Origin of the sequence: Thermus neutrinimicus (genome assembly GCF_022760955.1) — a bacterium.
Lineage (GTDB): Bacteria > Deinococcota > Deinococci > Deinococcales > Thermaceae > Thermus > Thermus neutrinimicus.
The window spans coordinates 39,186-60,382 of sequence record NZ_JAKTNU010000011.1; the positions used below are offsets into that span (position 1 = coordinate 39,186).

The window sequence follows — 21,197 nt, forward strand, 5'->3', positions numbered from 1 at the left end:
CCCCTTATCATGGGAGGCATGGACCGTCCCGTACGGGTGCTCTTCGTCTGCTTAGGGAATATCTGCCGAAGCCCCCTGGCGGAAGGGGCCTTTCGCAAGCTCATTGGGGAGCGGAGCCTCGAGGCCCGGTTTGAGGTGGATTCCGCGGGCACGGGGGCTTGGCACGCCGGGGAGCCCATGGATCCCCGGGCCCGCAAGGTGCTGGAGCGGGAGGGGGCCTACTTCCCCCATGTGGCCCGGCAGATGACCCGGGAGGATGCCCTCCGCTATGACCACATCCTGGTGATGGACCGGGAGAACCTTGAGGAGGTAGAAAGGCGTTTCCCCGAGGCCAAGGGGAAGGTACGCCTCCTCCTGGACTACCTGGGCGGGGGGGAGGTGCCGGACCCGTACTATGGGGACCTGGAGGACTGCCAAGAGGTCTACTGGATGGTGGAGGCCGCGGTCAGGGCCTTTCTGGACCGCCTTCTGGAGGAGGATGGACTTCAGAAAACTCCTTGAACGGGCGGGGCTTGAGGCCAAGGGTTCGCCCCAAGCCCTATACGGCGGGGACATTTCCCGGGTGTACCGCCTGGGGGACTATGTGGTGAAGACGGCGCCAAACCCTCCCATAGGCCTCTTCCCCGCGGAAGCCCGGGGGCTTAGGGCCTTAGCCGAGCGGGGGGTACGGGTTCCCCGGGTATTCCTCGCGGCCGAAGAGGGGTTGGTCTTGGAATATTTGCCGGAGGGGCCGCCCGATTGGGAGGGCCTAGCCCGCATGCTGGCGGGTCTACACCGCCAGCGCGAAGCCCTCTATTGGGCGGAGGCGGGGTTTTTAGGCACCTTTGCCCTGCCGGGTGGGGAAGGGAGGGACTGGACAGAGTTCTTCTTCTTGCGGTGCATAGAGCCTCTCCTGCAGGCTACTTGGGACCGCCTCGAGGGCCTTGGGCCTAAGGTGGAGGCCCTCTTCCAAAGGCCCTTACCCACCGAGGGCCCTGCACCCCTACATGGGGATCTTTGGCATGGCAACCTCCGCTTTACCCCGGAGGGGCCTGCCCTCTTGGATCCTTCCTTCTTCGTGGGGGAACGGGGGGTGGACCTAGCCATGATGCGCCTTTTTGGAGGGTTTCCCCAGGCTTTCTGGCAGGCCTACCAGGCTCTTTACCCCATCCCGAAGGAGGTGGAGGAGGCCCTGACCCGGTACCAGGTTTACTACCTCCTGGCCCACGTCCACTTCTTCGGCAAGGGGTACCTAGGTTCTCTATGGAAGGCGATTTCCGCCTCCTAGGCCCCATAGACTGGCTCCAGCTCCTCGCCCAGGGGGGAAAGACCGGGGTCTTTGTCGTGGAGGCAGGGGAGGGAAAGGGGGAGGTTTTCCTGGAGCAGGGCCGTCCCGTCCATGCGGTGTTTGGGGAGAAGGTGGGGCAGGAGGCCTTGCTGGAGGTGCTGGGGTTGAAGGAGGGGCGCTTTCGCTTCCTATTTGGCGTGCGCCCTCCCTTAAGCTCCCTGGAAGGGCCCCTAGAGGCCTACCTCTTGCAGGCCATCCGCCATCTGGACGAGCGGGTGGCGGTGGGTCCTTTTGACCTGGTGCGGCCGGGATCCCGGGCCCAGGCGGTTCAAAGTACCCTGGACCCCGCGGAGCTTTCCCTCCTTTTGGCCCTGGGGGGTGGCCAGAGCCCCCTGGACCTGGCCTCCCGCCTGGCCCTGCCCCTGGGGGATGTCCTGAGGCGCCTGGGCCAGTTGGCCCGGCTGCGCCTGGTGGAGGTGTTCCCCCGGGTGCCGCGCACGGCCCGCCTCCGCCTAGCCCTGGGGCGCCAGGGGGCGCAGGTGGATGCCTTGCTGCTTTCCACCTGGCGGGAGCATTATGGCCCCTTCCAGCGGGTAAGGGTAAAGGCTAAAAAGGAGGTGCTCCTTTCCGTGGAGGGCGTGGAGGGTCTGGGGGTGGAGATCCGCCTGGCGCCCGAGCTTCTCCTCTTCCACGGGCTCCAGGTGGGGGAGGAGGTGGTGGTGTGGCCGGAGGTGTGAGGCATGGTATCCTTCCCCCATGGCGGAAGCGTGGGTGGCCCTGGAATCCGCCCTTCTGACCCATGGATTGCCTTACCCCTTGAACCTGCGCACCGCTATGGCCCTGGAGGAGGCGGTGCGGGCCGAAGGAGCCATCCCCAAGACCATCGCCCTGGTGCAGGGGGAGGTGCGCCTCGGCCTTTCGCAGGAGGAGATGGAGGCCCTGGCCCAAGGGGGTGCGGAGAAGGCGAGCCTCTGGAACCTCCCCGCCCTCTTGGTCCAGAAGAAAAGCGCTGGGACCACGGTGGCGGCCACGGTCCACCTGGCCCACCGCCACGGGATACCGGTCTTGGCCACCGGGGGGATCGGGGGGGTGCATCCCGAGCCCTTTGACGAGAGCGCGGATCTTTTGGCCCTTGCCCGCACCCCCATCCTGGTGGTTTCCTCCGGGCCCAAGGCCATCTTGGACCTAAGGGCCACCTTAGAGCGCCTGGAGACCCTGGGGGTTTCCGTGGTGGGCTACCGCACGGACCGCCTGCCCGCCTTTTTTTCCCCCTCCTCCCCCTTCCCCGTGCCCGCCCGGGTGGAAACCCCCCTCGAGGCCGCCTTGCTCCTCCGCAAGTCCCGGGAGCTGGGCCTAGGGGCGGTCCTCCTGGTGAACCCCGTCTCCCAGGGCCTTTCCTACGAGGAGGTGGCCCTTTGGGTGGAGGAGGCCAACCGCCAAGCGGCCCGGGAGGGGATTTTCGGCAAGGCCCTTACCCCCTATCTCCTGAGGCGCCTCAGCGAGCTTTCCCATGGGGAGACTGACCGGGTGAACGAAAGGCTCCTCCTGGAAAACGCCCGCCTGGCGGCCCGGGTGGCCTTGGCCTTTGCCGGGCTAGAATAGCCTTGTGTGCGAACTGGGGGAGAGGTTAAGGCGGGCCCGGGAGGAGAAGGGGCTTTCCCTAAAGGAGGCGGCGGCGCGGCTGGCCCTGAAGGCCAAGTTGCTGGAGGCCCTGGAGGCGTGTCGCTTTGAGGAGCTCCCCGAGCCGGCCTTAGCCCGGGGCTACCTCCGGCGTTACGCCCTTCTCTTGGGGCTGGATCCCGAGCCCCTTCTGGCCCTTTATCCCCGGGCCCCCACCCCTACGCTCCCACCCCCGCCGGCTTTCCGGCGGCCTTTTCCCTGGCCTCTTTTGCTGGCCTTGGTCCTTCTGGGCGCTTTAGGGTACGGGGCGTACCTGTTCCTGCGTCCTGCCCCGGTGCAGACGCTCAGCCTGCCCCCCGAGCCCTCGCCTGAGCCGCCGGAGCGCTACGGGCTTCGGGTGGTAAGCGAGCCCCCAGGGGCCCGGGTATACCTGGACGGCTTCTATCTGGGCCAGACCCCCTTGGCCTCGCCTCCCCTGGAGGGGGGCAGAAGGCTCCTTAGGTTGGAACTTCCCGGATACGAGCCGGTGGTGGAGGAGGTGAACCTGGACCGGGACCTCTCCTTACGCTACCGCCTGGTGCCCAAGCCTTCCCCCCTGCCCGCCCCTTCCAATCCCCAGGCGGAGGCTTCCGCGGGGAGGCTGGTGCTTCGCCTCGAGGGCCGGAGCTGGCTCCGGGTTACCCAGGGGGAGAAGCGGCTGTACGAGGGCATCCCCGAGGTGGGTGCGGAACTGGCCTTTGACCTTCCGGTGGAGGTGCGCTCGGGGAACCCCGGGGCGGTGCGGGTTTTTCTGGACGGCAAGGACCTGGGGCCTATGGGGGAGCCGGGAAAGCCCCTCACCCGCCGCTTTGAGGCCCCTTGACTCCTTCCAAGGGAAGCTGGAGGAAGGCTATACTGGTCCGTTGGAGCCCCGAGGAGGGCCCTTGGGGCTCCCGGAGGTCTATGGCGAAGATCGGTTTTGTGAGCCTGGGTTGCCCCAAGGCCCTGGTGGATTCCGAACAGATCCTTTCCCGGCTGAAAGCCCTGGGTTACGAGACCAGCCCCAGCTACCAGGAGGCGGAGCTGGTGGTGGTGAACACCTGCGGCTTCATCACCCCGGCCATCGAGGAGAGCCTCGAGGCCATCGGGGAGGCCCTGCGGGAAAACGGCAAGGTGGTGGTGACGGGGTGCCTGGGGGCCAGGCCCGAGGTGATCCGGGAAAGGTACCCCAAGGTGCTGGAGGTCACTGGCCCGGGGGAGGTGGAGCGGGTCCTGGAGGCGGTGCAGGAGGTGTTGCCCGCACCCCGCCACCCGCTTTTGGACCTCATCCCACCCCAGGTGAAGCTCACCCCCCGGCACTACGCCTACCTGAAGCTTTCCGAGGGATGCGACCACCGCTGTAGCTTCTGCATCATTCCCCAGCTGAGGGGAGGCCTGCGCTCCCGCGACGCCGGGGAGGTCCTGGCGGAGGCCGCCCGGCTGGTGGCCACGGGCTCCCGGGAGCTCCTCCTCATCGCCCAGGACCTCTCCGCCTACGGGGTAGACCTCCGCCACCGGGAAAGCTTCTGGGGAGACCGCCTGGTGAAGGCCGAGCTCAAGGACCTCCTCACCCACATGGCGGAGCTTGGGGCCTGGATACGGCTTCACTACGTCTACCCCTACCCCCACGTGCGGGAGCTTCTTCCCCTCATGGCCGAGGGAAAGGTGCTCCCCTACCTGGACGTGCCCTTGCAGCATGCTTCCGAAAGGATTCTTCGCCTCATGCGCCGCCCCGGGGGGTACCGAAGCCACCTGAAGACCCTTAAGGCCTGGCGGGAGGTGGTTCCGGAGCTTGCCATCCGCTCCAGCTTCATCGTGGGCTTTCCGGGGGAAACGGAGGAGGACTTCCAGATCCTCCTGGACTTTTTGCAGGAGGCGGAGCTGGACCGGGTGGGGGTTTTCACCTACTCTCCGGTGGAGGGGGCCGAGGCCAACGCCCTTCCGGGCCATGTGCCCGAGGAGGTCAAGGAGGAACGCAGGGCCAGGCTCATGGAGGTGCAGGCGGAAATCAGCCTGCGGAAAAACCAAAGCTTCGTGGGGAAGACCCTCGAGGTCCTGGTGGATGACCTTCCGGAGCCCGGCTTGGCCCTGGCCCGGAGCTACCGGGACTCCCCGGGTATCGACGGGTTGGTCCATGTGGAAACCGACGGCACGGCCCGGGTGGGGGAGAGGATCCAGGTCCGGATCACCCGGGCGGACACCCACGACCTTTACGGGGTCCAGGTTTAGGATAGGGGCGGTATGTACATCGTCATCGCCGGGGGCGGGGAGGTGGGCGGGGAACTGGCCCGCACCCTGGAAAAAGCCCACGAGGTGGTGGTTCTGGACCGCAACCCCCAGGCCAAGGAGCGCTTCGCCCATCTGGACGTGAAGGTGGTGGTGGGGGGGGCCACGGATCCCGATGCCCTGAGGGAGGCGGGGGTGGACCGGGCGGACCTCTTCATCGCCAGCACGGACTCTGACGAGGTGAACCTGCTGGCCTCCCTTCTGGCCAAGGGCCTGGGGGCCAAGGAAACCCTGTGCTTTGTGGGGAAGGGCGGGTACGTGGAGGTGCTCACCGACCCCCGCACCGCCGAGATCCTAGGCACCCGCATCGACAAGGTCCTCTGGCCGCAAAGGGCCATGGCCCGGGAGATCGTGGAGGTGATCCTGGTTCCCGGGGCCGTGGACACCGAGGTGCTGGCGGAGGGGCGTCTGCGCTTTGTGGAGTACCGGGTCAAGGAGGGTGGCCCCTACGCCCACCGCCTTCTGACCGAGCTGCCTTGGCCGGAGGGGGTTTTGGTGGTGGGGCTGGTGCGGGACGGAGCATTCTGGAGCTTCGCCCACCCGGAGTACCCCGAGGTCATCCTGGAGCCCGGGGACAAGATCCTTTTCGTCACCTCCTTAAGGGCTTTCCCTGAGCTGGAGGCCTACTTTGCCACGGGGCGGGGCGTGCACAGGGTGATGGTCATCGGTGGGGGGAACGTGGGGTTCATGGTGGCCCAGGAGCTTCTAAGGCGGCGCCTCGAGGTGGTGATCATCGAGCCCAGCCGCGAGCGGTGCGAATGGCTTTCCCAGGAGCTTCCCGGCGCCCTCATCATCCAAGGGGACGGTACCGATCTGGAGCTTTTGGAGGCGGAGGGCTTGCAGGAGGCCGATGCGGTGGTGGCGGTGACCGATAACGACGAGAAGAACCTCCTGGCCTCCCTGCTGGCCAAGCAGCTTGGAGTGGGCAAGGTGATCACCCGGGTTTCCCGCTCGGAAACCCGCAGGCTCTTTGAACAGGTGGGCATAGACCTGCCCCTCACCCCCCGCCAGGCTGCGGTGCGGGCGGTTTTGGACTACCTAGGGCCCGAGAACGTGGAGCATGTGTCCACCATGGACGAGAACATCGAGCTCTTGGAGGTGGAGCTCCCGGAAAACTTCAGGCCTCGGTACCTGAGCACCCTGGCCACGCCCCAGGTGGCCCCGGTGGCCCTGGAGCGGGACCATCGGGTGATGCTCTACCGCGAGGACCTCGAGGCCCTTCCCAATGACCGGCTCTTTTTGGTGGTGGCCCGGGAGGTGGCGGATGAAGCCGTGGCCCGCATCGTCGGGTAGGCAAGGGTTTCGTTCCAGCCTGTACCTCTTGGGCCTCACCTACCAGGGCTTTGGCCTTCTCATGCTGGCCTTTGCCCTCTTGGCCCTAGGCTGGGGGGAGGACGCCCGGGGATTCCTCCTTGGGGCGGTGCTGGGGGTGGGGTTGGGCAAGGCCCTGCAAGGGGCGGGGCATCCCCAAGCCCAGCCGCCCCGGGCCGAGGTCTTTGCCGCCGTGGCTCTCCTTTGGCTTTTGGTGCCCGCCCTGGGGGCCGTACCCTACTGGATCTCCGGGGGGATGGGCTACCTAGACGCCCTTTTTGAGGCTGTTTCCGGCTTTACCACCACGGGGGCCACGGTGCTTTCGGACTTCGAGCAGTTTGGCAAGAGCCTCTTTCTCTGGCGGAGTTTCACCCAGTGGATGGGGGGCATCGGCATCGTGGTGCTCTTTTTGGTGGTCTTTCCCCAGCTTCAGGTGGCGGGCCGCCAGGCTTTCTTCGCCGAGAGCACGGGGGTGGAGAAGGAAAGGCTCACCCCCAGGCTCCGGCACACCGCCCAGGCGGTCTTGCGGGTGTACCTGACCCTTACCGCCTTGGCCTTCCTGGCCTATTGGTGGGCGGGTATACCCGTCTTCGAGGCCTTGGCCAACGCCCTAACCACTACCCCTGCGGGGGGGTTCAGCCCCAACCCGCAGAGCTTTGCAACCTACCCCTCCTTGGCCCAGTGGCTAGGAAGCTTCTTCATGTTCCTGGCAGGGGTGAACTTCCTGCTGCAGTACCGCCTTTTCTTCGGGCGGGAGGTCCAGCCCCTTTTCAAGGATGTGGAGTTCCGGGCCTATGCCCTGCTGATGCTCCTGGCGGGCTCCCTCCTAGCCCTTTACCTGTACACCCACCACATGTACAGCCTCGAGGCTAGCCTCCGCCATGCGTTCTTTCAGGTGATCTCCATTGTGACAACCACAGGTTTTGCCAGTGTGGACTTCGCCCAGTGGGTGGTGCCGGCCCAGGCCATCCTGGTAATCCTCATGTTTGTGGGGGGAAGTGCGGGCTCAGGGGCGGGGGGCATAAAGGTGGTGCGCTGGCTCTTGCTTTTTGGACTTCTCAGGCGGGAGATCACCCGCACCCTGCATCCCAGGGCGGTCCTTCCCCTGCGCCTGGGCCACCGGGTGGTTTCTGAGGAGGCCATGCGGCAGGTCTCCGTTTTCATTTTCCTCTACACCCTCTTTTTTGGCTTTGGTACCCTGACCCTGGCGCTTTTGGAGGGGAGTTTTGTGGAGGCCTTTACCGCCAGTGCCCAGGCCATCGGCAACATCGGGCCGGGGCTGGGAGCTGTGGGTCCCATGGGCTCCTATGCGGAACTCCATCCTGTTTCCAAGATGGTCCTCATCTTCCAGATGTGGGCGGGGCGGATCGAGATCCTTCCCGTGGTCCTCCTCTTCAGCCCGGAGCTGTGGCGCCGGCTACGCTGAGCTTTGCGCCTTGCTGAGCGTAGAAAAGCTTCCTTGTCCTATAAGCAGGGCAGGTTTGGGGCTGGGCGGAGGAGCGGGTATAATCCCCTTTGTGAAGGTACTTGGGCACCTTACTGCCATGCCAGAGCTTCCCGAGGCCCTTAAGGGGTTAAGGAAGCTGGCCTATAACCTCTGGTGGAGTTGGAATCCGGAGGCAGCGGAGCTTTTTCAGGAGATCGATCCCGCGCTTTGGAAGCGTTTCCGCGGCAATCCCGTCAAGTTGCTCTTGGAGGTGGACCCGGCCCGCCTCGAGGCCCTGGCGGGGAGCACCTATCCCGCCCGGGTCCAAGCGGTGGTGGCGGCCTTGGAGGCCTACCTCAAGGAACGGGAGGCGAAGGAAGGGCCCCTTGCGGCCTACTTCTCCGCGGAGTACGGCTTCCACAGCTCCTTGCCCATCTACTCGGGGGGGCTTGGCGTGCTGGCTGGGGACCACATCAAGTCAGCCAGCGACCTGGGCCTGAACCTGGTAGGGGTGGGGCTCTTTTACCACGAGGGCTACTTCCACCAGCGCCTTTCCCCGGAGGGAGCCCAGGTGGAGGTGTACGAGACCCTGCACCCGGAGGAGCTTCCCCTGTTGCCCGTGCAGGACCAGGAGGGCCGCCCTTTGCGGGTGGGGGTGGAGTTTCCCGGGCGGACGGTCTGGCTTGGGGCCTTCCGGGTACAGGTGGGTGCCGTTCCCGTATACCTCCTCACCGCGGACCTCCCGGAGAATGCCCCGGAGGACCGGGCCATTACCGCCAGGCTTTATGCCCCCGGGCTGGAGATGCGCATCCAGCAGGAGATGGTGTTGGGGATCGGGGGGGTCCGGCTCCTACGGGCCTTGGGGCTTAACCCCCAGGTCTTCCACATGAACGAAGGGCACTCGGCCTTCCTGGGCCTGGAAAGGGTGCGGGAGCTGGTGGCCGAGGGGTATGCCTTCCCGGTGGCCTTGGAGCTGGCCCGGGCCGGGGCCCTTTTCACCATCCACACCCCGGTGCCCGCAGGGCACGATGCCTTCCCCTTGGAGCTTGTGGAACGGTACCTCTTGGGCTTCTGGGAAAAGCTGGGCTTGGACAAGGAGGGCTTTTTTGCCCTGGGCCTCGAGGAGAAGCCCTGGGGCAAGGTTTTTTCCATGTCCAACCTGGCCCTTAGGACCAGCGCCCAGGCGGGTGGGGTTTCCCGCCTGCACGGGGAGGTGTCCCGGGAGATGTTCCACCACCTATGGCCGGGGCTTTTGCGGGAGGAGGTGCCCATCGGACACATCACCAATGGGGTCCACACCTGGACCTTTCTCCACCCCAGGTTGCGGCGCCACTATGCCGAGGTGTTTGGCCCTGACTGGCTAAGGCATCCTGAGGACCCCGCCACCTGGAGGGTGGAGGGGTTGGGGGAGGAGTTTTGGCGCATCCATCGGGACCTCAGGGCTGAGCTGGTGCGGGAGGCGCGGGCCCGCCTATATGAGCAACGCCGCCGGAACGGGGAAAGCCCAAGCCGCCTCCGCCAGGCGGAGCGCGTCCTCGACCCCGAGGCCCTCACCATCGGCTTTGCCCGCCGCTTTGCCACCTACAAGCGGGCCGTGTTGCTCTTTAAGGATCCCGAACGCCTCCTGCGCATCCTAAAGGGGCCCTATCCCGTGCAGTTTGTCTTTGCGGGCAAGGCCCATCCCCAGGACGAGCCCGGCAAGGCCTACCTACAGGAGCTCATGGCCAGGATCAAGGAGTATGGCCTCGAGGACCGCATGGTGGTCCTGGAGGACTACGACATGTACCTGGCCCGGGTTCTGGTCCATGGCAGCGATGTCTGGCTCAACACCCCCCGCAGGCCCATGGAAGCCTCGGGCACCAGCGGGATGAAGGCGGCTTTGAACGGGGTCTTGAACCTAAGCGTCCTGGACGGCTGGTGGGCTGAGGCCTACAACGGGAAGAACGGTTTTGCCATCGGTGACGAAAGGGTCTACGAGAGCGAGGAAGTCCAGGACATGGCCGACGCCCAGGCTCTTTACGACGTGCTGGAGGGGGAGGTACTTCCCCTTTTCTACGCCAAGGGGCCTGAGGGTTACTCCTCGGGGTGGCTTTCCATGGTCCACGAGAGCCTTCGCACCGTGGGCCCCAGGTTCAGCGCCGCCCGCATGGTGCGGGAGTACCTGGCCCTCTATGGAAGGGGGCAGGAGTGGGCGGGGAAGGCGAAAGGTCAGGAGGAGGTGCTACGCGCCTTCCACGAGGCCTTGCCCGCCTTTTATGCCTTGGCCCTCCGGGTGGAGGTTCCTGGGGACCTGACCTTAAACGGGGAGCCCTTGCGGGCGCGGGCCTATTTGGAGGGGGAGGTGCCGGAGGCCCTAAGGCCTTTCCTCGAGGTCCAGCTGGTGGTGCGCCGTGCGGGTGGGGGTCTGGAGGTGGTGCCCATGGCCCAGGGTCCCGGGGGGTTTGAGGTTCTCTACCGCCCTTCCCGCCCAGGGAGCTACGCCTACGGGGTGAGGTTGGCCCTCAGGCATCCCGTCACCGGTCGGGTGGAGTGGGTGCGCTGGGCCTAGCGGGGGATGGCCTTGGGAAAGATGGGAGAGGGTCCTATGGGTAAGGCCAGCCCTCTTCTCCCTGCCTTGACGAGGGGGTTGCTGCCGGTATAATCGGCCCGTATTACAGGGGAGGTGGAGCATGAAACGTTGGTTGATTGTGCTGGGACTGCTAGGCCTTGCGGTGGGGTTTGCCCAGGTGCGCACCCTGGACCAGATCAGGCGCTCCGGGGAGATCCGCATCGGCACGGAGGGGGAGTTTCCCCCCTTCAACTACTTTGACGAGAAAAACCAGCTGGTAGGGTTTGAGATCGATCTGGGCAACGCCATCGCCAAAAAGCTGGGGTTGAAGCCCGTCTGGATCACCCAGGCCTTTGACAGCCTCCTCATCCAGCTGAACCAGGGCCGGTTTGACTTCGTGATCGCCTCCCACGGCATCACCGAGGAACGGGCCAAGGCCGTGGACTTCAGCGACCCCCATTACTGCACGGGCGGCATCATCGTGAGCAAGAAGGGAGGCCCAAAGACGGCCAAGGAGCTAAGGGGCAAGGTGGTGGGGGTGCAGATCGGCACCACCTACATGGAGGCTGCCCAGAAGATTCCCGGCATCAAGCAGGTGCGCACCTACCAGAAGGACCCCGATGCCCTTCAAGACCTCCTCTCGGGCCGCTTGGACGCCTGGATCACGGACCGGTTCGTGGCCAAGGAGGCCATCAAGGAGCGAAAGCTGGAGAATACCCTCCAGCTTGGAGAGTTGGTTTTCCAGGAAAGGGTAGCCATGGCGGTGGCTAAGGGCAATAAGAGCCTGCTCCAGGCACTTAATCAGGCCCTTGCCGACCTGATGAAGGACGGCACCTACGCCCAGATCAGCAAGAAGTGGTTCGGCGAGGACGTGCGCTGTAAGTAAGCCAGGTTCGGGCCCGGGGTAATGGGGTGCCCTGGGCCCTTTCCCTGCCTTGAAGATGCCATCCTGGTTGCGGGTTTTCGTGTTCCTGGCCCTCCTCCTTGGGGGGTATTTTGGCTTGTTCGCCCTTTTGGGCGTGGTCCTGGAGCGCTACTTCCTCCTCACGGGCTTTGGCCCTGACCGGGCGGCTTCCGCGGCCCAGGCCATGGCCTTGGGGGCGGAGATCACCTTAAAGCTCACCTTAATCTCGGGCTTGGCGGGGCTTGTCATTGGTGTGTTTGCCGGGATGTTCCGCCTCTCCCGCCGCCTTTGGGTACGGCTTCCCGCCAGCTTTTACATCTGGGTTACCCGCGGTACACCCCTTTTGGTGCAGATCCTCTTCGCCTACAACGCCTTGCCCCTTCTGTTAAAGCCCCTTTGGCCCGAGGCCCAGCAGGTTCTCACCCCCTACTGGGCGGCCTTCATCGCCCTTTCCTTCAACGTGGGAGCCTATAACGCCGAGGTGGTGCGGGCGGGTATCCAGGCCATTCCCAAGGGGCAGTGGGAGGCCGCCTGGTCCTTAGGGCTCTCCCCGGCGGATACCATGCGCTTCGTGATCCTGCCCCAGGCCCTGCGCATCGTGGTGCCTCCTTTGGTCAACAACGTGGTGGCCCTCCTCAAGGATTCCTCCTTGGCCAGCGTCATCGCCCTTACCGAGCTGGCCCTTTCCGGGCAACGCATCATCTCGGCCACCTTTCGGCCCGTGGAGGTCTACCTGGCGGTGGCGGCCATTTACCTGCTCCTCACCACCGTGCTTACCTTCTTTACCAACCTCCTGGAGCGGAGGCTTCAGGTGGCGGGGAGGTAGGGCTTGTGTAAGGGAAGGGGCTATGGGTATACTGCCTGCGGCATAAAGGAGGTGTAAGGTTATGCGGCTAAAAGGGACGTTGTTGGCAGGGATCGCTTTCCTAGGCTTGGGCCTGGCCCAGGAGTTTATCACCATCGGCTCGGGTTCCACCACGGGGGTTTACTTCCCCGTGGCCACGGGCATGGCCAAGCTGGTGAACGATGCGGGCGTGGGCATCCGGGCTAACGCCCGCTCCACCGGGGGCAGCGTGGCCAACATCAACGCCATCGCCGCCGGGGAGTTTGAAATGGCCCTGGCGCAAAACGATATCGCCTACTACGCCTACCAGGGGTGTTGCATCGCTGCCTTTGACGGCAAGCCGGTGAAGGGCATCCGCGCCTTGGCGGCCCTTTACCCCGAGGTGGTCCATATCGTGGCCCGGGCGGATGCGGGCATCCGCACCGTGGCGGATCTCAAGGGTAAGCGGGTGGTGGTGGGCGATGTGGGCTCGGGTACCGAGCAGAATGCCCGGCAGATCCTCGAGGCCTACGGCCTCCGCTTTGAGGATCTGGGCCAGGCCATCCGGGTGAGCGCCACCCAGGGCATCCAGCTGGTGCAGGATAAGCGGGCGGATGCCCTTTTCTACACGGTGGGCCTGGGGGCCAGCGCCATCCAGCAACTGGCCCTCACCACCCCCATCACCCTGGTGGCGGTGGACCTGGGTAAGGTCCAGGCCATCGCCAAGAAGTACCCCTTCTACGTGGGCTTCAACATCCCTGGGGGCACCTACAAGGGGGTGGAGGTCACCACGCCCACGGTGGCGGTGCAGGCCATGCTGATCGCGTCGGAGAAGCTATCCGCCGAAACCGTGTACAAGTTCATGAAGGCGGTGTTCGGCAACCAGGAGGCCTTCAAGAAGATCCACCCCAACCTGGAGCGCTTCTTCAGCTTAGAGAAGGCGGTGAAGGGCTTGCCAATCCCCTTGCATCCTGGTGCGGAGCGGTTCTACAAGGAGGCCGGAGTCCTCAAGTAGGCTGTAGGCTGAGCCCAGGGGGCCCCGCCTGGGGCCCCCTTTGCCTGGAGGGAGCATGGAGAAGGACGCCTCGCTTTTGGTGGAGGAGACCGAGCTGGGAGGGCGAAGGCCCAAGGGAGCGGCGCGGTACCTGGTCTTTGGCCTGGGGGTGGTCTGGAGCCTCTTTCAGCTTTGGGCCACCGAGCTGGGCACCCTGGATCCCATGCGGCTCAGGGCGGTGCACCTGGCCTTCGCCTTAGCCCTGGCCTTTCTGGCCTACCCCGGGAGGCGAGGGCCGAGGGACCGCATTCCCCTTCTGGATTGGGGCCTAGCGCTGCTGGGAGTGGCCGGGGCCCTCTACGTGGTCTTTGAGTATTACGGCATCACCCAGCTCCGGGGAGGTATCCCCAGCCAGCAGGATGTTTTCATGGGGACCCTGACCCTTGTGGTCCTCTTCCTGGCTGCCTGGCGGGTGGTGGGGCCCGCGTTGCCCATTATCGCCTCGGTGTTTATCCTCTATGCCCTTACCGGGCCTAAGGGGCTTCTCCCCTTTACCCTTCCCCCTTGGCTTCAGCTCCATGCGGGTAGCCAGTGGGGTCAGCTCATGGGGCAGCTCTACACCACCGCCGAGGGCATCTGGGGTGTGCCCTTGGGGGTTTCCGCCACCTTTGTGTTCCTCTTCGTCCTCTTTGGGGCGTTACTCGAAAGGGCAGGAGCGGGACATTTCTTCATCCAGGTGGCCTACGCCCTGTTGGGCCACTTCCGCGGGGGGCCGGCTAAGGCAGCGGTGGTGGCCAGCGCCCTCACGGGGGTGGTTTCGGGAAGTTCCGTTTCCAACGTGGTCACCACGGGCACCTTCACCATCCCCCTGATGAAGCGGGTGGGTTATCCACCGGAGAAGGCCGGGGCGGTGGAGGTGGCCTCCTCCTCCAACGGGCAGCTCATGCCTCCGGTCATGGGAGCGGCGGCCTTCATCATGGCGGAGTTCCTGGGCATCCCCTATAGCCAGCTCATCCTGATCGCTGTCATCCCCGCCGTTTTGGCCTATGCCACCCTTTTCATCACCGTGCACCTCGAGGCCCTCCACCTTGGGCTCAAGGGGGTGCCGCGCTCGGAGCTTCCCCCGGTGGGCCCCATCCTGCGCTCCGGGTTCCATTACCTTTTGCCTCTGGTCTACCTGATCTATGCCCTGGTGGGCCTGCGGCTTACCCCAGAGCGGGCGGCCTTGAACACCATCTTCCTCATGCTGGTCCTCATCCTGCTCCAGGAGGTGTGGCGGGCCCATAGGGGGAAAACCGGGCTCGGCTTCGGTCTTCTTAGAGGGGGGAGGCTTATCCTGGAGGGCCTCGAGGCGGGGGCCCGGGGCATGGTGGGCATCGCCTTGGCCACCGCCAGCGCCGGGGTCATCGTGGGCATCGTCACCATGACCGGGATTGGCTTTGGCCTCACGGACATCGTGGAGCGCTTATCGGGGGGGAATCTTCTCCTGGTCCTCATCCTGGCCCAGCTCGCCAGCCTCCTCCTCGGCATGGGGCTTCCCACCACCGCCAACTACATCGTCATGGCCTCCTTGGTGGTGCCGGTGGTGCTTCAGCTTGCAGAGAAGGCGGGCTATGCGGTGCCCCCCGTGGCTGCCCACATGTTCGTCTTCTATTTCGGCATCATGGCCGACTCCACGCCCCCGGTGGCCTTGGCCGCCTACGCGGCCAGCGCCATCGCCAGGTCCGATTTCTGGAGGACGGCGGTCCAGGGTTTCGTGTATGAGCTTCGCACCGCCCTCCTGGCCTACATGTTCTTCTTCAGCCCCAAGCTTCTCCTTTTGGGGGTGGGAAGCGTGGCCGAGGGGGTGTGGATCGTGCTTTCCGCCCTCTTGGGCCTGACGGCCTTCAGCGCCAGCCTGGTGGGCTTCCTACATAAGCGCACCACCCTCTTGGAGAGGGCCCTTCTCATGGCGGCGGCCCTCACCTTGGTGATACCGGGGGTTCTTACGGATGCCATCGGCTTGGCCCTCTTCCTCCTGGTTTACGCCATGCAACGGGTGCGAAAATGAAAGCGGTGGACCCCATCATCCGCATCCACAACCTGCACAAGTGGTTTGGTGCCCTGCACGTGCTCAAGGGGATCCACCTGGAGGTGGCTCCTGGGGAGAGGCTGGTGATCATCGGTCCTTCGGGCTCGGGGAAGAGCACCCTGATCCGCTGCATCAACCGCCTGGAGGACTTCCAGGAGGGGGAGGTGGTGGTGGACGGGCGCAACGTGAAGGAGGAGAAGGCCCTCAAGGAGGTGCGGCGGGAGGTGGGGATGGTCTTCCAGCAGTTCAACCTCTTCCCCCACATGACGGTGTTGGAGAACATCATCCTGGCTCCCATGCGAGTGCGGGGCTGGTCCCGGGAGCGGGCGGTGGGGAAGGCTTTGGAGCTATTGGAGCGGGTGGGGATCCTGGACCAGGCGGGGAAGTACCCGGGCCAGCTTTCCGGGGGCCAGCAGCAGCGGGTGGCCATAGCCCGGGCTTTGGCCATGGAGCCCAAGGTGATGTTGTTTGACGAGCCCACCAGTGCTTTGGACCCGGAGATGGTGGGGGAGGTGTTGGACGTGATGCGGGATTTAGCCAGGGGGGGCATGACCATGCTGGTGGTGACCCACGAGATGGGTTTTGCCCGGGAGGTGGCGGACCGGGTGATATTCATGGACGGGGGGCAGATTGTGGAGGAGGGGAGGCCGGAGGAGATCTTCTCCTCCCCCAAGGAGGAGAGGACCCGGGCCTTCCTGCAACGGGTGCTCCACCATTAGGCCCATGCCCGAACCCGGGTGCAAAGGAGGTCTTTGGGGGCTTTTGGAGGCCCTTCTGGATCCAAAGGCCCCCTCATCCTGGCGCCTAAAGGGGCTCAGGCTCTATGCGGGTTTCCTCCTGGCCCTTCAAGGGGGGGTGCTCCTCCTTCTGGCCTGGGTGTTGCCCAGGGCGTCCCACCCCCTTCTTTGGGGCTTGGCCCTGGGAGGTGCTCTATGGCTTCTCCTCCAGGCGGAGGCCGCTTGGAGGAAGGAAGGGGAGGAGCCCCTCACTCCCTTGCGGGTTTTGGGTCTGGGAGGAGCCCTCTTCTTCTTTTTGGGGGTGATGGGCCTTCTGCTTTGGCCTGGGGGTTTGCTTCTTTTTCTCCTCGGAGGCCTGGGGTTTTTGTACCTGTGGTACCGCTCGGAGCGGGCCCTTTTGGTCCGAAGGTAGGTTTCTATGGGGAAAGCCTCAAGGCCCGGGCCACGTCCTTTAGGCGCAGCCGGGACAGGGCTTTGACCTCCTCGAGGTGTTCCCTGGTCCGCTTCTGCCCCAGCTGGTAGACCAGGGGGAGGGCTTCGTGGTCAAAAGTACCTATGGCCTTGGGGGGATTGAGGGCGATGATCAGGTCGGCTTCCCGAAGGGCTAGGTCCTTTAGGCGCCGCCGGCTGGCCTCCCCGGCTAAAAGCGCCGCCTCGAGGGCCGTTTTTGGCCCTTCCTTGGGCGGAGGGTTGGATACATCCACGGCCACCACCTTGAGGAAAAGCTCCTTGGCAGCCCGCACCGGAACCTTTTCCGCCACGTCCCCATCCACCAAAAGCCTCCCCTCCCAGGGCACGGGCGGGAAGAGGCCGGGAATGGCCATGCTGGCGAGAACAGCCTCCCAAACCGGGCCTTGGCGGAGGACTACCCGCTCCCCCGTGAGGAGGTCCGCTGCCTGGATGGCCAAGGGGATAGGGCTGGCCTCGAGGCGCGCCTCTCCGAAGAGGCGTTGTAGCCCCTGGGCGATCCTTTCCGCTTCAAACAGATGGGGGCGCCGGAAGGCGGTGAAGAGCCTGGCCAAGGCGCGGAGGTTTCCCCCTTGCCGGAGCCCGGCGATCTCCTGGTCAAAGATGGCCTCGTGGATACGCCATGGGTCCTTGTGGCCGAAGGCATAGGCGGCGGCGGCCAAAGCGCCCGCGGAGCTGCCCGCAAGCCCTCGGATAGGTATCCTAGCCTCCTCCAGAACCGCCAGCACCCCCAGGTGGGCGTACCCGCGCACGCCCCCACCGCCTAAGGCCAAGGCCACCCCTCGCACATCCCTACCTCCACGTAAAAAGGTAACCTATGAAGCCATGGTATAACCTTGGCATGCGCCCGTACTTGAGTAGGGTTCCCGGTGTGCTAGGGGAGATCGCCCGCAGGCGGGCGAAGGAGGTAGTTCCCCATCCCCTTCCCCCTGCCCCCGAGATGGTGCCCTCCTTCCGGGAGGCCCTGCTGGGGCCAGGACTTTCCGTGATCGCTGAGGTGAAGAAGGCAAGCCCCTCGGAAGGGGCCATAAGGGAGATGGACCCCGCCGAAGCAGCCCAGGCTTATGCCCGGGGCGGGGCCAAGGCCATCAGCGTCCTCACCGAGCCCCACTACTTTGGGGGTAGCCTCGAGGACCTCCCCAAGGTCCGTCGGGCGGTGGACCTGCCCCTGTTGCGCAAGGACTTCGTGGTGGATCCCTTCATGCTAGAGGAGGCCAAGGCCTACGGGGCCAGCGCGGTCCTCCTCATCGTGGCCCTTTTGGGGGAACTCACCGGGGCTTACCTGGAGGAAGCCGCGCGGCTTGGCCTGGATAGCCTGGTGGAGGTGCACACGGAAAGGGAGCTGGAGCTGGCCCTGGAGGCGGGGGCAGAGGTGGTGGGCATCAACAACCGGGATCTCAGCACCCTGCGCATCGACCTCGCCACGGCCCCCCGCCTTGGCCGCCTGGCCAGGGAGAGGGGGTTTGGCGGCGTCTTGGTGGCGGAGTCCGGGTATTCCAGCCGGGAAGAGCTAAAAGCCTTAAGCGGACTTTTTGATGCGGTCCTGATCGGCACCAGCCTGATGAAAAGCCGAAGCCTGGAGGAGGCCCTTAGGGCCCTGATAGGATAGCCCCATGCTGCTGATTCCCGCCGTGGACCTGAAGGGGGGCAGGGCTGTGCGCCTTTACGAGGGGGACCCGGGGAAGGAGACCCCGTACGGGGACCCGGTGGGGGCGGCCCTGCGCTGGCAGGAGGAAGGGGCAAGGCTTCTGCACCTAGTGGACCTGGACCGGGCCCTGGGAAGGGGGGATAACCTCGAGGCCCTCCGTCAGATCGCCCGGGCGGTGCGCATTCCCTTTGAGGTGGGGGGCGGGGTGCGTTCCCTGGAGGTTCTCCGGGAGATTCTCCTTTTGGGGGCTTCCCGGGTGGTGGTGGGCACGGTGGCGGTAAAGGACTTTGGTCTTCTGGAGGCCCTGTTGGCGGAGGCGGGGCCTGATAGGCTGGCGGTGGCCTTGGATGCCCGGGGCCTCGAGGTGGTGGTCTCGGGTTGGCAGGAGGCCACTTCCCTTTCCGCCCTGGATCTTCTTGGGCGTTGGGAGGCCATGGGGGTGCGCACGGTGATCTACACCGATGTCAGGCGGGATGGGACCCTCAAGGGCTTGGACCTGGAGGTGGTGGCCCGGGTACGCGAGGCCTGGCCCCACGAGCTCATTGCGGGCGGGGGGATCGCGGGCCCGGAGGACCTTGTGGGCCTAAAGCGCCTCGGGATGGAGGGCGCCCTTTTGGGCAAGGCCCTCTACGAGGGGCGGGTGCGCCTTTCCCACTACAAGGAAGGGGTATTCTAAGGCCATGAAGCTGGCCCACTGGGTGTTTCTCCTGGTCACCTTGGGGGTGGCGGGGGCGGGGTTGTACCTGTACTTGGCCTTCCCCTTCCTGGAGGTGCCCACCCCTTTGGGTTCCTGGCCCCTTTACTACCTCCTTCCCGCGGCCTATGCCCTGGGATTCTTGGTGGGGGGAGTGTATGCCCTTGCCCTTTGGCTTGGGGGCCTGGGGGAAAGGCGTGCCCTTCTTAGGGAGGTGCGGCGGCTTCAGGGGGAGATAAACGCTCTAAAGCGGGAGCGCATCGAGGAGATTCCCAAGATTCCCGACCGGGAGGAGGCTTAAGGCCCGCCTGGTGGGATGGGGTGGGTGCTTCCGGAAAGGAGCGCTATGAAAGACCGGGTGCGCTGGCGTATGCTTCCCCTGCCCCCTGTGGGGGAGTGGCGGGAGGTGATGGAGACCTTCGGGGTGGGACCGGAGGCGGCCTTGGTTTACTGGCATCGGGGGGTGCGCCGCCCGGAGGACCTAACACCCGCCTTGGGCCTTCTTCCCCTAAGGGGTCTTAAGGAGGCGGTGGAGCTTCTCCTATGGGCGCTCGAGGGGAAGAAGCGCATCCGCATCCACGGGGACTACGATGCGGATGGCCTCACCGGAACCGCTATCCTGGTGCGGGGTCTTAGGGCGCTGGGGGCGGAGGTGCATGCCTTCATCCCCCATCGCCTCGAGGAAGGGTATGGGGTGCACCCCAAGCGCGTCCCCGAACACCTGGAAGCCGCGGATCTCTTCCTGACGGTGGACTGCGGCATCGCCAACCACGCGGAGCTTCGGGAGCTCGTGGAAAACGGGGTGGAGGTCCTGGTCACCGACCACCACACGCCCCGGGATACCCCTCCTCCGGGCGTGATCCTTCACCCCGCCTACACCCCGGACCTTGGGGAGCACCCCACGGGGGCCGGGGTGGCCTTCCTGCTCCTCTTTGCCCTCCACGAAAGGCTGGGCCTGCCCCCGCCCCTGGAGTATGCCGACCTGGCGGCGGTGGGCACCATCGCCGACGTGGCCCCCCTTTGGGGGTGGAACCGGGCCCTGGTGCGGGAGGGGCTTGAGCGCCTGAGGGACTCCGCTATCCTTGGGCTTCGCCTGCTGGCGGAAAGCGTGGGCTACACGGGAAAAGCGGTGGAAGTGGCCTTCCGCATCGCTCCCCGTATCAATGCGGCAAGCCGCTTGGGGGAGGCGGAGAAAGCCCTTAGGCTTCTCCTCACGGAGGATGAGGAGGAGGCCAGGGGTTTGGTGGAGGAGCTAAACCGGCTGAACGCCCGCCGCCAGGCCATAGAGGAGGAAATGCTTGGGAGGCTCCTTCCCCAGGCCGACCCCGAGGCCAAGGCCATCGTCCTCCACGATCCCGAGGGGCACCCGGGGGTGATGGGCATCGTGGCGAGCCGCATCCTCGAGGCCACCTTGCGCCCGGTCTTCATCGTGGCTCAGGGGAAGGGCACGGTGCGAAGCCTCCCCCCCATCAGCGCCGTGGAGGCCTTGAGGAGTGCCGAAGACCTTCTCCTGCGCTATGGTGGCCACCGGGAGGCTGCGGGCTTTGCCGTGGATGAAGCCCTTTTCCCCCGGTTTAAGGGGCGGGTGGAGGCCTTTGCCGCCTCCTTCCCCGACCCCGTGCGGGAGGTGCCCTTGGTGGGGTTGTTGCCTCCTTCCTCCTCTCTTCCCGAGCTTTACCGAGCCCTTATGGCCCTGGAGCCCTTTGGGGAAGGCAATCCCGAGCCCCTGTTCCTCCTGACCGGTTCCCCGGAGGAGGTCCGTTCCATGGGAGGTCAGCCCCAAAAGGGCTATCTGGGGGGCAAACACCTTTCCTTCCGCCTGGGGGGGATCCGGGTGGTGGCCTGGCGCATGGGGGAGCGGGCAGCCACCATGCCCTCGGAGTTGGAAGCCGCGGTCTTGTTGATGGAAAACCGCTGGAATGGCACCGTGTCCTATGAGGCCCAGGCCCTGGACTTCCGGGAGCCAGGGGAGTTGGAGGGGGGGATACCTCCTTTTGCCTTTCCCATCCTCCTGGCAGAGGCCGTGGCTAGGGCCAAGGCGGGGGAGGGGGTTTATGTGCCCGAGGAAAACCCCGAGGGGCTGGAGTACGCAAGGAGAGCAGGGTTTCGCCTCTTGCCTCCAGAGGAGGCCTCCCTCTGGCTGGGCCTGCCGCCTTCTCCCGTGGAGGTGCTCCGGGGGCCGGTGTATGTGGCCCTGGGCTCGGTCACCCAGAGGCGGCTCACCGCCCAGCCCGTCCTGGACACCCGAGAAGAACGGCTTAGGGCCCTGGTGGGACAGAGGCTTCTCTTCGCCTATCGGCGAGGGCATGCCCCTCTTTTCAGCGAGGCCCTTTTGGCCTACTGGACGGCTTTGGCCGATAGGGCAAACGCGTGGGCGTGAAC

20 protein-coding genes are annotated in these 21,197 nt (G+C 65.4%); 19 read left to right on the forward strand and 1 reads right to left on the reverse strand.

Annotated features, from left to right (window positions below):
• Positions 1-9 precede the first annotated feature (9 nt).
• The 15 genes from L0C59_RS07675 (at position 10) to L0C59_RS07745 (ending at position 16,417) form a co-directional block, all read left to right on the forward strand.
• A complete protein-coding gene (locus L0C59_RS07675) occupies positions 10-501 on the forward strand; it encodes a low molecular weight protein-tyrosine-phosphatase (RefSeq protein ID WP_243090769.1) in 492 nt (163 codons plus the stop codon).
• The gene (locus L0C59_RS07680) at positions 479-1,267 is read left to right on the forward strand and encodes a fructosamine kinase family protein (protein WP_243090770.1); all 789 of its coding nucleotides are present in this window, start codon (positions 479-481) and stop codon (positions 1,265-1,267) included. Before L0C59_RS07675 ends, L0C59_RS07680 begins: the two co-directional genes overlap by 23 nt.
• Positions 1,243-2,004, forward strand: coding sequence for a DUF4388 domain-containing protein (locus tag L0C59_RS07685; protein WP_243090771.1), 762 nt, complete (start codon positions 1,243-1,245; stop codon positions 2,002-2,004). The genes L0C59_RS07680 and L0C59_RS07685 overlap by 25 nt, the downstream gene beginning before the upstream one ends.
• A gap of 19 nt (positions 2,005-2,023) precedes the next feature.
• Positions 2,024-2,869 (forward strand): pseudouridine-5'-phosphate glycosidase, encoded by an 846-nt coding sequence (locus L0C59_RS07690; protein WP_243090772.1) that lies wholly within the window; start codon positions 2,024-2,026, stop codon positions 2,867-2,869.
• A 4-nt stretch (positions 2,870-2,873) separates the two neighbouring features.
• Positions 2,874-3,749, forward strand: coding sequence for a RodZ domain-containing protein (locus tag L0C59_RS07695; RefSeq protein ID WP_243090773.1), 876 nt, complete (start codon positions 2,874-2,876; stop codon positions 3,747-3,749).
• Between the two features lie 80 nt (positions 3,750-3,829).
• On the forward strand, positions 3,830-5,134 hold the full coding sequence (gene rimO, locus L0C59_RS07700) for a 30S ribosomal protein S12 methylthiotransferase RimO (RefSeq protein WP_243090774.1): 1,305 nt from the start codon (positions 3,830-3,832) through the stop codon (positions 5,132-5,134).
• 12 nt (positions 5,135-5,146) lie between these two features.
• The gene (trkA, locus tag L0C59_RS07705; RefSeq protein WP_243090775.1) at positions 5,147-6,484 is read left to right on the forward strand and encodes a Trk system potassium transporter TrkA; all 1,338 of its coding nucleotides are present in this window, start codon (positions 5,147-5,149) and stop codon (positions 6,482-6,484) included.
• Positions 6,456-7,928 carry a TrkH family potassium uptake protein gene (locus tag L0C59_RS07710; protein ID WP_243090776.1) on the forward strand — a complete coding sequence of 491 codons (1,473 nt, stop codon included), beginning with the start codon at positions 6,456-6,458 and terminating at the stop codon, positions 7,926-7,928. The genes trkA and L0C59_RS07710 overlap by 29 nt, the downstream gene beginning before the upstream one ends.
• A 91-nt stretch (positions 7,929-8,019) precedes the next feature.
• Positions 8,020-10,476 carry an alpha-glucan family phosphorylase gene (gene glgP / locus L0C59_RS07715; protein ID WP_243090777.1) on the forward strand — a complete coding sequence of 819 codons (2,457 nt, stop codon included), beginning with the start codon at positions 8,020-8,022 and terminating at the stop codon, positions 10,474-10,476.
• A 121-nt stretch (positions 10,477-10,597) separates the two neighbouring features.
• Entirely contained in the window at positions 10,598-11,362 is a 765-nt protein-coding gene (locus tag L0C59_RS07720) for an ABC transporter substrate-binding protein (RefSeq protein ID WP_243090778.1), read from the forward strand.
• Positions 11,363-11,417: 55 nt separating this feature from the next.
• Positions 11,418-12,206, forward strand: coding sequence for an amino acid ABC transporter permease (locus L0C59_RS07725; RefSeq protein WP_243090779.1), 789 nt, complete (start codon positions 11,418-11,420; stop codon positions 12,204-12,206).
• Positions 12,207-12,267: 61 nt separating this feature from the next.
• Positions 12,268-13,218 carry a TAXI family TRAP transporter solute-binding subunit gene (locus L0C59_RS07730; protein WP_243090780.1) on the forward strand — a complete coding sequence of 317 codons (951 nt, stop codon included), beginning with the start codon at positions 12,268-12,270 and terminating at the stop codon, positions 13,216-13,218.
• 55 nt (positions 13,219-13,273) lie between these two features.
• Positions 13,274-15,247 (forward strand): TRAP transporter permease, encoded by a 1,974-nt coding sequence (locus tag L0C59_RS07735; protein ID WP_243090781.1) that lies wholly within the window; start codon positions 13,274-13,276, stop codon positions 15,245-15,247.
• The gene (locus L0C59_RS07740; protein ID WP_279232600.1) at positions 15,244-15,987 is read left to right on the forward strand and encodes an amino acid ABC transporter ATP-binding protein; all 744 of its coding nucleotides are present in this window, start codon (positions 15,244-15,246) and stop codon (positions 15,985-15,987) included. The genes L0C59_RS07735 and L0C59_RS07740 overlap by 4 nt, the downstream gene beginning before the upstream one ends.
• Before the next feature lie 4 nt (positions 15,988-15,991).
• Positions 15,992-16,417: a hypothetical protein gene (locus L0C59_RS07745; protein WP_243090782.1), complete on the forward strand. Its 426-nt coding sequence runs from the start codon at positions 15,992-15,994 to the stop codon at positions 16,415-16,417.
• A gap of 4 nt (positions 16,418-16,421) precedes the next feature.
• On the opposite strand, the gene L0C59_RS07750 is transcribed toward L0C59_RS07745, so the two are convergent.
• Positions 16,422-17,261, reverse strand: coding sequence for a patatin-like phospholipase family protein (locus L0C59_RS07750; protein WP_243090783.1), 840 nt, complete (start codon positions 17,259-17,261; stop codon positions 16,422-16,424).
• 53 nt (positions 17,262-17,314) lie between these two features.
• On the opposite strand from L0C59_RS07750, the gene trpC reads away from it, so the two are divergent.
• From trpC to L0C59_RS07770, 4 genes are read left to right on the forward strand one after another with little or no spacing between them, the layout of a single operon-like run.
• Complete coding sequence (trpC, locus tag L0C59_RS07755; RefSeq protein ID WP_243090784.1) at positions 17,315-18,082, forward strand: indole-3-glycerol phosphate synthase TrpC; 768 nt, start codon at positions 17,315-17,317, stop codon at positions 18,080-18,082.
• 4 nt (positions 18,083-18,086) lie between these two features.
• Complete coding sequence (hisA, locus tag L0C59_RS07760; protein WP_243090785.1) at positions 18,087-18,797, forward strand: 1-(5-phosphoribosyl)-5-[(5-phosphoribosylamino)methylideneamino]imidazole-4-carboxamide isomerase; 711 nt, start codon at positions 18,087-18,089, stop codon at positions 18,795-18,797.
• Between the two features lie 4 nt (positions 18,798-18,801).
• Positions 18,802-19,116: a LapA family protein gene (locus tag L0C59_RS07765; RefSeq protein WP_243090786.1), complete on the forward strand. Its 315-nt coding sequence runs from the start codon at positions 18,802-18,804 to the stop codon at positions 19,114-19,116.
• 45 nt (positions 19,117-19,161) lie between these two features.
• Entirely contained in the window at positions 19,162-21,195 is a 2,034-nt protein-coding gene (locus L0C59_RS07770) for a single-stranded-DNA-specific exonuclease RecJ (protein ID WP_243090787.1), read from the forward strand.
• Positions 21,196-21,197 lie beyond the last annotated feature (2 nt).

Coding starts and splice junctions, on each gene's coding strand:
- trkA (WP_243090775.1), top strand. CDS start 5,147: ATGTACATCGTCATCGCCGGGGGCGGGGAGGTGGGCGGGGAACTGGCC.
- L0C59_RS07710 (WP_243090776.1), top strand. CDS start 6,456: ATGAAGCCGTGGCCCGCATCGTCGGGTAGGCAAGGGTTTCGTTCCAGC.
- L0C59_RS07765 (WP_243090786.1), top strand. CDS start 18,802: ATGAAGCTGGCCCACTGGGTGTTTCTCCTGGTCACCTTGGGGGTGGCG.
- L0C59_RS07770 (WP_243090787.1), top strand. CDS start 19,162: ATGAAAGACCGGGTGCGCTGGCGTATGCTTCCCCTGCCCCCTGTGGGG.
- L0C59_RS07745 (WP_243090782.1), top strand. CDS start 15,992: ATGCCCGAACCCGGGTGCAAAGGAGGTCTTTGGGGGCTTTTGGAGGCC.
- L0C59_RS07685 (WP_243090771.1), top strand. CDS start 1,243: ATGGAAGGCGATTTCCGCCTCCTAGGCCCCATAGACTGGCTCCAGCTC.
- L0C59_RS07725 (WP_243090779.1), top strand. CDS start 11,418: ATGCCATCCTGGTTGCGGGTTTTCGTGTTCCTGGCCCTCCTCCTTGGG.
- L0C59_RS07740 (WP_279232600.1), top strand. CDS start 15,244: ATGAAAGCGGTGGACCCCATCATCCGCATCCACAACCTGCACAAGTGG.
- L0C59_RS07675 (WP_243090769.1), top strand. CDS start 10: ATGGGAGGCATGGACCGTCCCGTACGGGTGCTCTTCGTCTGCTTAGGG.
- L0C59_RS07730 (WP_243090780.1), top strand. CDS start 12,268: ATGCGGCTAAAAGGGACGTTGTTGGCAGGGATCGCTTTCCTAGGCTTG.
- rimO (WP_243090774.1), top strand. CDS start 3,830: ATGGCGAAGATCGGTTTTGTGAGCCTGGGTTGCCCCAAGGCCCTGGTG.
- L0C59_RS07690 (WP_243090772.1), top strand. CDS start 2,024: ATGGCGGAAGCGTGGGTGGCCCTGGAATCCGCCCTTCTGACCCATGGA.
- L0C59_RS07735 (WP_243090781.1), top strand. CDS start 13,274: ATGGAGAAGGACGCCTCGCTTTTGGTGGAGGAGACCGAGCTGGGAGGG.
- hisA (WP_243090785.1), top strand. CDS start 18,087: ATGCTGCTGATTCCCGCCGTGGACCTGAAGGGGGGCAGGGCTGTGCGC.
- trpC (WP_243090784.1), top strand. CDS start 17,315: ATGCGCCCGTACTTGAGTAGGGTTCCCGGTGTGCTAGGGGAGATCGCC.
- L0C59_RS07680 (WP_243090770.1), top strand. CDS start 479: ATGGACTTCAGAAAACTCCTTGAACGGGCGGGGCTTGAGGCCAAGGGT.
- L0C59_RS07720 (WP_243090778.1), top strand. CDS start 10,598: ATGAAACGTTGGTTGATTGTGCTGGGACTGCTAGGCCTTGCGGTGGGG.